Raw genomic sequence first — 9613 nt, 5'->3', positions numbered from 1 at the left:
GCGCAGCGACGACCGACAGCGACATCCGCACATCGTCCCAGAACACTCGAAGCCGCGTCGCCAGGATCAGCAAACGCCCAGGCCACAGCCCCGAATCGTATTTTCGAGCGGGACAGGCCGGCCTGCCCGCGCTGTGGGCGGTCCCGAAGGGAAGTCCTGAGGACCGCGTGATCCTCAGCGTCCACGGCGGCGGCGGTGTCAGCGGCTCGGGTCGACCAGCACGGGAAGGCGGCCCGTCAGGTGCAGGATGACCTCAATCACGCGTTCGTCGGTGACGCCTTTGGCGGCCAGGAGCTGCCGGGAGATCGGGCGTTCCACCATCTATGGCTACATCACGCCACGAGCCTCGGAATAGAACTCGTGACTGTCGACGCCACACGCTCACCGAAATTTACGCGCGCTGTGACGGACTCCCCCAGTACGGTCTGGCGATGGACGATCAAGACGGTTACTTCGGCGAGCGTGTTGCGACGGCCTACGACCAGTCGTCAGGGGAGATGTTCGAGCCGGGCGTCATCGACCAGACGGTCGACTTTCTGGCGGGCCTGACCGACGGTGGCCGGGCCCTTGAGCTGGGCATTGGGACGGGGCGCATCGCGTTGCCACTGGCACAACGCGGAGTCCAGGTCCACGGCATCGACTTGTCGCAAGCGATGGTTGCACGGCTGCGTGCCAAGCCGGGCGGCGACGCGATCGGCGTCACGATCGGTGACTTCGCGACGACGCGGGTGGACGGAACGTTCTCCGTCGCATACCTGCTCTACAACACGATCATGAATCTCACGACGCAGGCGGAGCAGGTGGCCTGTTTCCGCACCGCGGCGGCTCACCTCGAACCCGGAGGCTGCTTCGTCATCGAGGTCCTGATCCCCGAACTGCGAAGGCTCCCAGCCGGGCAGAACGTCGTGCCCTACCACGTGAGCCCGACGCGATGGGCCTTCGACATCTACGACGTCGCCACTCAGGCGACGAGTTCGAACTACATCGAGGTCGTCGACGGCCGCGGCGAGTACAGATCAATTCCCTTCCGGTATGTGTGGCCGGCGGAACTTGACCTGATGGCTCAGCTCGCCGGGCTGCGACTGCGCGAGCGGTGGGACGGATGGACGCGGGAAGCCTTCACAAGTGAGAGCCGTCAACATGTCTCGATCTGGGAGAAACCTGCCAACTGACCCGCCAATCGGGCGCGCTCTTGCGTCCAGGGCTGAGAACAACGGGGGAGCCGTCGACGCCGACGGCTCCCCCCGGCAGTCAGTACTGGAAACGCAGACTCACGGACACGATGAACTGAGACGCCGCTCTCCGTTCGCGCCTGGCAGACACGACAATCCGAGACACCGAACTCGGCACGTCTCACCACACAGCGCATCACACCTGGTCAGCGCAATGCCTCAGAGCTAGATCCAATGAGACGGGACAATCAATCTCACCGCCAACCATGGTTCGATTGATCCCCAAGGCCGTAAAGCCCCGTGAGTTCAGCAAAACTGAGGGTGTTTCAGTGCGAACCCGCAGGTCGGGGGATGTGCTTCAAGCTGGAGTATCCGTGAGTTCAGAGGAACCCCGAGGACGGTGTGCCAGGCGGTGGGCCTCGGATGTGACGTCTGCGTCGACCTGGGCAGGTGTTCTGTCGCCGTACTCCAGGGTGTCGTACTCGTCGTCGAAGGCTGCGAGCCGCTCGGCCAGAGGAAAGCGATGGCCGAAGTGCTGATGAGTCTGGAAGCCTTCGTGAGCCACGGACCCGGACCGGGCGTCGCGAGCCGGGCGCCCGTTCTGTCCGGAGCTCTTGGCACGGCTGGTGTGGATTCCGGTCGGCGGTACCCGTCGCCCGGTCCGGGTCCGTGCGCCGGAACGAAGTTCGCGGACATCGGGGGGCGGCACCGCTGTCCCCGGACGTGTGTGTACACAACCATGAGGAGGACGGTATGGAGCCACCAGAGCTCCGTCGCGCGATTGAGGCAGGGCGGGCCACCGCTACGGAGTTGGGCCTCCAGGTCGACGATGTGGTCGTCATCCACAACTCGGACCGCGTCGCACTCCGCCTGGTCCCTTCCGAGACCCTTGCCCGGGTCGCGCCCATCGGGGACCTGGCCGGTTCCGAGTTCGAGGTGGAGGTCGCCCGCCGTCTCGCCGAAGTCGACGACGCTCCGGTGGCCGAACTCGACCCTCGGGTCGAGCCCCGGGTCCACGTGCGCGACGGCTTCGCCGTCTCGCTCTGGACCTACTACGAACCGCTGGAATCGAAGATCGAGCCGGCCGACTACGCGGACGCGCTTCAGCGGTACCACGCCGCGCTGCGCCAAGTCGGGGATCTGGACCCTCCGCACTTCACCGACCGGGTCGCCGTGGCGCTGAGAGAGGTGAACGACCGGGAGCAGTCGCCCGAGCTGGCCGACGCCGACCGGAAGCTCCTCCTCGACACGCTCGGCGAGCTGAGCGCCGAGATCAGCGCCGACAAGGCCGGCGACCAGCTGCTGCACGGCGAGCCGCACGAGGGCAACCTCCTCAACACGAAGAGGGGGCCGCTCTTCATCGACCTCGTCACATGCTGCCGCGGACCGGTCGAGTTCGACCTCGCCCATGCGCCCGAGGAGGTCGCAGAGCACTACGCGGGGGCCGAGGAGGACCTGATCCACCGGTGCCGCGCGGTGGACTGGGCGATGTTCTCGGCCTGGCGCTGGCGACGGAACGACCAGATGCCCGACCGCGACCACTGGCGAGCGGAGGGGCTCAACCTGGTCCGGGCCGCCCTCGCCCGCTGCGGACGGGCCGGGCCCGGGTGAAGGCGCGAGCGGCCCGGGTGCGGCGGGCACCGCCGTCCGGAGCACGGATCCGGGAAGTGATGCTGCGGTCCGGTCGAACATGTTTCACGGTTGGGACTGCTCGGCAGCCTGCTCCAGGAGTGCCCGTGCGGAGTCGGCATAGCGCATGGCGGTGGTCTCGTGGAGCCCGAAGACCTCGGCGAGGTGGAGTGGGTCGGGGCCGGACAGAACCTAGTGACTGCCGAATCTGTGTCTATGTCACCCACCACCGCTCGAGCCCCCCGCTGCGCCCCGCTCGTCGCAGATGATGGTCGGGTGCTGGCGTGGCGCATATGCCACATCATGAAGAGCGCACGCGCGGACCGGCCACGGAAGCATGCAGCTCCTTACAGCAGTATCGTGGATGTCCTGAATGTCGATAGAAATTCCTTTTTTGCCATTTTGCCGAGCAGCGCACTTATGTGGCTGGAGGGATGATTGATGGCGGGCGGATGGACGTTTTCCGGGCAGCCTGTGCAGGTCGGCGGGGCCGTGACGCTTGTCGAAGGGACCTCGTTCTGCCTGTCGGATCCCGCCGGTGATATCACTCCCGGCGCACCGCAGGGGGTGTTCTTCCGGGACACCCGCATCCTGTCCGCTTGGCAGCTGCGGCTCGATGACAGGGGCGTCGAGTCCTTGACCGTCATCGCGGAGGAGCCGTACCGCGCGACGTTCGTGGGGCGGGCGCTACCGGCCCCCGGCCAGGTCGGAGAGAGCACCCTGCTGGTGGAGCGCCAGCGGTTCGTCGGGGCCGGCATGCGCGAGGACATCGCGTTGCGCAACCTCAGCTCCGAGACGGTTGAGTACACCCTGAATGTGCACGTCGAAGCCGACTTTGCGGACTTGTTCGATGTCAAGGAAGGCAGGGTGCGCGACCTCGGCGAGCACAGCGTCGACCATAAGGACGGCGAAATCCGGGTGACCCGGCACTGGCGTGAGCAGAGCCGCGGTATACGGCTGATCGCCGAAGGCGCGATCAGCACCCCGAAGGAACTCACCTTCCACGCGGTCATCCCGGCGCGTGACACGTGGCGGACATCGGTGCTGTTGTGCCCCGTGGTGGACGGGGTCGAGATCCCACCATCCTTCCCCCTGGAACGACCGCTGGAGCACACCGGCCCGGCCGTCCGCACCTCCCGGTGGCTGGAGACCGGGCCGCGGCTGGTGACCGGTGATGAAGCGCTGAACGCGACGTTGCGGACCAGCCGCCGGGATCTGGGGAGCCTGCGTATGTCCGACCCGGAGCTGCCGAACACCCCCGTGGTAGCCGCCGGTACGCCGTGGTTCATGGCCCTGTTCGGCCGGGACTCCATCATCACCTCCCTGATGTCCCTCTCCACCGATCCCGCCCTCGCCCTGGGCACGGCACAGACCCTCGCCCTCCACCAGGGCCGCAAAGTCGACCCCCTCACCGAGGAAGAGCCGGGCCGGATCCCACACGAACTACGCTTTGGTCTGGACTCCTCCCTCGCGATCGGCGGCAACGTCTACTACGGCACAGCCGATGCCACGCCCTTGTTCGTGATGCTGCTCGCCGAGCTGCGGCGTTGGGGTGTGGATCGCGAGGAGGTGCTCGCTCTGCTGCCTCATGCGGACCGGGCCCTGGAATGGATCACCCACTACGGCGACAAGGACGGCGACGGGTTCGTCGAGTACCAGCGGACGACGGACCGGGGGCTGGAGAATCAAGGGTGGAAGGACTCGTGGGACGGGGTTTCGTACGCCGACGGCCGGATCGCCACGGCTCCGATCGCGCTCGCCGAGGTGCAGGGCTACGTCCACGGCGCCTACCTCGCTCGCGCCCTGCTGGCCGAGGACATGGACGACCCCGAGGGCGCTCGTCACTGGCAAGACCAGGCAGCCCGGACGAAACAGGCGTTCAACGACCGCTTCTGGCTGCCTGAGCGCGGCTGGTACGCGCTCGGACTGGACGGGGACAAGCAGCCCATCGACGCGCTCGCATCCAACATGGGCCACTGCCTGTGGACCGGGACCGTTGACGCGGACAAGGCGCCACGGGTCGCCGAGCTACTGCGCTCGCCGGAGATGCTCAGCGGCTGGGGGATTCGCACGCTGGCGGCCACGATGGGTGCGTACAACCCGATGAGTTACCACAACGGCTCGGTGTGGCCGCACGACAGCGCCATCGTCGCGGGCGGGCTGAGGCGGTACGGGTTCGTCGAGGATGCCCAGCGGGTCGCCTCCGGTGTGCTGGAGGCGGCAGCGTCTGTCGGCGGCCGGCTCCCCGAGCTGATGTGCGGCTTCGACCGCAGCGAGTACTCACAACCGGTGCCGTATCCCACGTCCTGCTCACCACAGGCATGGGCCTCGGCGGCCCCGTTGCACCTGCTCCGGGAACTGCTCGGCGCCGAACCGTGCGTGCCGCACGGGTGCTTCCGTCTGGCACCGGCGCTGCCGTCGTGGTTCGGCGACGTCACCCTGGAGGACATCCCACTGGCGGATGCCCGCATTCGCATTACGGTGCAGGACGGAAAGGCGAGCGTGGAAGGACTGCCGGCGGGAATCCAGCTGACGTCCGAGCGGTGTCCCTGCCATGCCTAGGAGGCTGGTGACGCGGCGGCGCACACAACTCACCCGCTGATTGGAGCGGACTATGGATAAGTCTTCGCATACCTCGATAAGCAAGGCTGTGATACCTGCGGCCGGCCTCGGCACGCGCTTCCTGCCCGTCACCAAGGCTACTCCGAAAGAGATGCTGCCGATTGTCGACAAGCCGGCCATCCAGTACGTCGTCGAGGAAGTGGTGGCAGCCGGGCTGCGCGACGTGCTCATGATCACGGGGCGCAACAAGCGCCCCGTGGAGGACCATTTCGACCGCAACTACGAGCTGGAAGAGGCGCTGCGCACCAAGGGGGACATGGAGCGGCTGGAGGCCGTCCGCTCGATCGCCGGACTTGCCCGCGTGCACTACGTACGCCAGGGCGAACCACGCGGGCTCGGCCATGCCGTGCTGTGCGCCGAGGAGCACGTCGGTGGCCAGCGGTTCGCCGTGCTCCTCGGCGACGATCTCATAGACCCACGGGACCCCCTGCTGGTCCCCATGATCGAGGCACAGCAGCAACTCGGCGGAAGCGTTGTCGCGCTCATGGAAGTGGACCCGTCGCAGGTCAGCCTGTACGGCTGCGCGGCTGTCAAGCCCACCGGTCAGGACGGTGTCGTGGCCGTGGTGGACCTGGTGGAGAAACCCGCCCCGCAGAACGCGCCCAGCAACCTCGCCATCATCGGACGATATGTGCTCGATCCAGCGGTTTTTGAGATCCTGCACCACACTCCCCCCGGCCGTGGCGGCGAAATCCAACTCACCGATGCCATCCGTGAGATGGCCACCCACGAGAGCGTCGGCGGACCAGTGCACGGCGTGCTGTTCAGCGGCCGCCGCTACGACACCGGGGATCGCAGCGACTACCTGAAGGCGAGTATCAGGCTCGCCAGCGAGCGCGAGGACATCGGCCCCGACCTCCGCGGCTGGCTGCGCTCCTTTGTCGCCAACGAACTCGCCCCGTGACGCGCTCACGAAGCCCGTCGTGAACGACGTTCACACTCTTCCGGGCAGGAGACACCATGACTCTGAAGCTGCCTGACGCCCCGACCCGCTTCGGGACCGCCTCACGGCCACTGCGCATCGCCATGATCGCGCCACCGTGGTTCGAACTTCCGCCGACCGCTTACGGTGGCATCGAGGCGGTCGTCGCCGACCTCGTCGACACGCTCTCCGCTCGCGGGCACGAGGTGACACTCATCGGCGCGGGACGGAACCGGACCCGCGCCTCCCGATTCGTAGCGGTATTCGAGGAACCGCCCTCACTGCGCCTCGGTGAACCGATGCCCGAGGTGCTGCACGCTGCCGCGACAGCCGAAATCCTCGAGGACCTGGACTACGACATCGTGCACGACCACACCCTGGCCGGGCCGCTGTTGGCCCGTTGCCGTCCTACCTACACGGTGGTCACCGCGCACGGCCCGGTGACCGGTGAGCCCGGCGAGTACCTGCGTCGGCTCGGGAAGACCATCGAGCTGGTGGCGATCTCCGATGCACAGCGACGCCTCAATCCCGAGCTGAACTGGGTAGGACGGGTACACAATGCGATCGACGTCAGGAGCTACCCGTTCCGGGAGGTCAAGGGCGACTACGTGCTGTTCCTCGGCCGGTTCAGCCCGGACAAGGGCCCGCACCTGGCGATCGACGCCGCCAAGGCAGCCGGCCGACGCATCGTCCTCGCCGGCAAGAGCAGCGAACCGGCGGAGAAGGCCTTCTTCGACAGAGAGATCGCACCGCGGCTGGACCGGGACGTGACATACGTCGGCCAGGCGGACGCGGCGTTCAAGCGGGAGCTGTTCGCCGGAGCGCGCTCCCTGCTGTTTCCGATCCAGTGGGAGGAACCGTTCGGCATCGTGATGATCGAGGCGATGGCCTGCGGCACCCCCGTTGTGGCATTGCGCCGAGGCAGCGTTCCCGAGGTGGTGGCCGACGGAGTCAGCGGCATCATCGTCGACACTCCTGAGGAGTTGCCAGCCGCGATCGTCGCCGCCGAGCAGCTCTCACCAGCGGCATGCCGGGCGCACGTACTGGCCAACTTCGACTTGCCGGCCCTGGCCGCCGGCTACGAGCGCGTCTACACGACGCTGATCGAGGCCCGTGAGCTCCACCGTGAAACCGCCGGACAACGGTGACAGAGCGCTGATGTCCTCCATCGCCGGACGGCTCAAATAATGAGCCCGTCCGGCGATGGAGGTCGATGCGGTCACCGCACAAGTAGGGCTTGGTCAGGTCGGCTGCGGTGGTGCGGTCGCCGCCCACACCGATCCGTCGCAGCGCCCGCCCCGTCCGCATCACTCACCTGGCGAAAACTCCATATTGATCGAGTACATGAACTGGCCGACGCCCACGCAATCCCAGCCGACGGCTTCGACGGATCGAACGACCAGGTCGATCTCCTTGCGGATCTTCTTCATGGGGTTCCTGACCCGGGCCATGCCCCGGGGGTCGATGTCGATGGACGCTTCGAAGGTGTCGTCCCCTTGCGCGTGTGCGCGCCTGGCATCCGCGACGAGCTTCTGCATCCGGATCGCGTGCAGTATTCCCACGTGCCCCTCCCGTTCTGGGCTGCCGTGGGCCCGTTCGCCTTCCCAACTGCCGTACGAGCCCGTGTGATTGATAGCGGCATTCCCTATTTGGATGGTTCCATGACAGAAACGCCGAGCAGTGTGCATGCTCCGCAAACGTCAGCTGCTCGTGCCGCGCGCTCGATGCTGCGGCATGCAGGGCGCGGGTCGGGTTCGGTGCAGCCGCCGGACCGGCGATATCCTGCCCAGGGGCTCGAACTCGTCGGCGGTTCTCCCCGAATGAGCAGTAGCTCAATCAGGAGGGTCCCGCGCGCTACGGCTCCGGCCGACAGGCCGGAAATGATCAGTTCACAGGTGGATTCGTGATCAGTGACGGTCAGCTCCAGGAGGCGCCGGGCCGACCGTCACAGGATTGACATCGGGTTGATGCCGTCGAACTGCCGTACCCAATAAGGAGGTGCCCCCTGCGTGCCGTTCCACTGCGAAACGATCAGCGTCAGCGATGTCGCGCTCGCGCTGCCGGGGTGGATGTAGCCGCCGTAGAGGTTCGGCACCTGCAAGCTCGTGATCTTTGGGATGGGTGTGCTCCAGGCCGCATCCGGGCGGGGTGCCGTACGTGTCAAGATCGTGCCCAGGACCACGTCGAAGTAGCTCATGCAGTATGTGTCGCCGATCCGCTTGACCGAGAACTCGCCGGTGTTGTTGCCGGAGAGGATCACTGACGGCGGTGTCGAAGAGTCGGTCCACTGCCAGGAGCCGTTCACATAGGCCCAGTTCTGCTGCGCTCCGAAACGGCCGGCACGGAAGTCGTCGGGCTGGATCCGGAACAACTGGATCGCTCCGCCGTCGGCCGAGTTCTTGTGCGTGCCGTTCCAGCGTTTGGAGAAGATGTACAGCCAGCCGTCGGGGTCGATGCCCGCGAACGACCACATGCCGTACATGGACTGGTTGATGCCCCGGTGGTCGCCGTCCCAATGGTAGTCGTAGTCGGTCCAGGTCACGCCGTAGTCGTCGGAGTAGGCGACCCCCGACAGCAGTGAGCCGTCGTGGCCGTCTTCCCACGGCGGGTCGTCCTTCCCTCCCCATGTGTACACCGAGGTGTACTGGATGTAGGTGCGTCCGCCGAATTCGATGCAGTCGTTGGGGATCCGGCTGATCTCGAAGCCGTACCCGTTGTCTGCCCGGTGTGTGTAGTTGAACAACTGGCCCGCCTCACCGCCGGTCGGCATCGCCCAGGTGAAGGAGATCGGGGAGGAACCGGACGCGTCGAAGGAGTCCTGAGCCAGCATCGCCGGGGAGCCGATGTAGGGGTCCCCCTGCTGGATGTGGGTCCACGAGTCGCCGAAGACGTAGCCCCAGGTGTTGTCGTGTTCCCGGTGGTACGGGATGCCGAGGTCGCCGGAGCCCAGTCCCTGTGCGCTCGCCGAGTCACCGGGCTGGTCGCACAGCGGGGTGCCGTTCTGCCCGGCGGCCTCTGCGGGCGCGGCGCCCAGCAGGCCGGCTCCTGCGAGGGTGGCGCCCAGGCCCATGCCCGTCTTGAGCACGGAGCGCCGACTCGGGCGAGAGGAACGAGAGAGATCGGACATGTGATCAGTCCTCTGGATATAGACGGTGTTTCCGGATGTGTTCGACGTTCTGATGCCCGACGTTACGAGCGACCGATGACATCGCGATGACATAAGGATTCGATGTGCTCAAGTTGAAGGACCCGACCTCCGAGCTCCAAG

General features: G+C 66.5%; 8 protein-coding genes. 5 read left to right on the top strand and 3 right to left on the bottom strand.

Annotation, left to right across the window (positions count from 1 at the left end; genetic code table 11):
* Positions 1-198: 198 nt before the first annotated feature.
* Positions 199-321, bottom strand: a complete 123-nt coding sequence (locus tag FCI23_RS62615; protein WP_265737801.1) for a hypothetical protein — start codon at positions 319-321, stop codon at positions 199-201.
* 110 nt (positions 322-431) lie between these two features.
* On the opposite strand from FCI23_RS62615, the gene FCI23_RS38850 reads away from it, so the two are divergent.
* The 5 genes from FCI23_RS38850 (at position 432) to FCI23_RS38825 (ending at position 7493) form a co-directional block, all read left to right on the top strand.
* Positions 432-1172 (top strand): class I SAM-dependent DNA methyltransferase, encoded by a 741-nt coding sequence (locus tag FCI23_RS38850; RefSeq protein ID WP_136728869.1) that lies wholly within the window; start codon positions 432-434, stop codon positions 1170-1172.
* A gap of 753 nt (positions 1173-1925) precedes the next feature.
* Positions 1926-2783: an aminoglycoside phosphotransferase family protein gene (locus FCI23_RS38840; RefSeq protein ID WP_169317129.1), complete on the top strand. Its 858-nt coding sequence runs from the start codon at positions 1926-1928 to the stop codon at positions 2781-2783.
* A 510-nt stretch (positions 2784-3293) separates the two neighbouring features.
* Positions 3294-5363: an amylo-alpha-1,6-glucosidase gene (locus tag FCI23_RS38835; RefSeq protein ID WP_211265651.1), complete on the top strand. Its 2070-nt coding sequence runs from the start codon at positions 3294-3296 to the stop codon at positions 5361-5363.
* 52 nt (positions 5364-5415) lie between these two features.
* Positions 5416-6327, top strand: coding sequence for a UTP--glucose-1-phosphate uridylyltransferase GalU (gene galU / locus FCI23_RS38830; protein ID WP_136728866.1), 912 nt, complete (start codon positions 5416-5418; stop codon positions 6325-6327).
* A gap of 56 nt (positions 6328-6383) precedes the next feature.
* Positions 6384-7493, top strand: a complete 1110-nt coding sequence (locus FCI23_RS38825; protein ID WP_136728865.1) for a glycosyltransferase family 4 protein — start codon at positions 6384-6386, stop codon at positions 7491-7493.
* Positions 7494-7652: 159 nt separating this feature from the next.
* On the opposite strand, the gene FCI23_RS38820 is transcribed toward FCI23_RS38825, so the two are convergent.
* Positions 7653-7907 (bottom strand): hypothetical protein, encoded by a 255-nt coding sequence (locus FCI23_RS38820; RefSeq protein WP_136728864.1) that lies wholly within the window; start codon positions 7905-7907, stop codon positions 7653-7655.
* A gap of 383 nt (positions 7908-8290) precedes the next feature.
* Positions 8291-9472 (bottom strand): DUF4185 domain-containing protein, encoded by a 1182-nt coding sequence (locus tag FCI23_RS38815; protein ID WP_136728863.1) that lies wholly within the window; start codon positions 9470-9472, stop codon positions 8291-8293.
* Between the last annotated feature and the right edge of the window lie 141 nt (positions 9473-9613).

The sequence above is a fragment of the Actinacidiphila oryziradicis genome, from assembly GCF_005047355.1.
In the GTDB taxonomy this organism is placed as follows: domain Bacteria; phylum Actinomycetota; class Actinomycetes; order Streptomycetales; family Streptomycetaceae; genus Actinacidiphila; species Actinacidiphila oryziradicis.
Note: the sequence above shows the minus strand (reverse complement) of the source record. Positions and strands in the feature narration are given on the sequence as shown.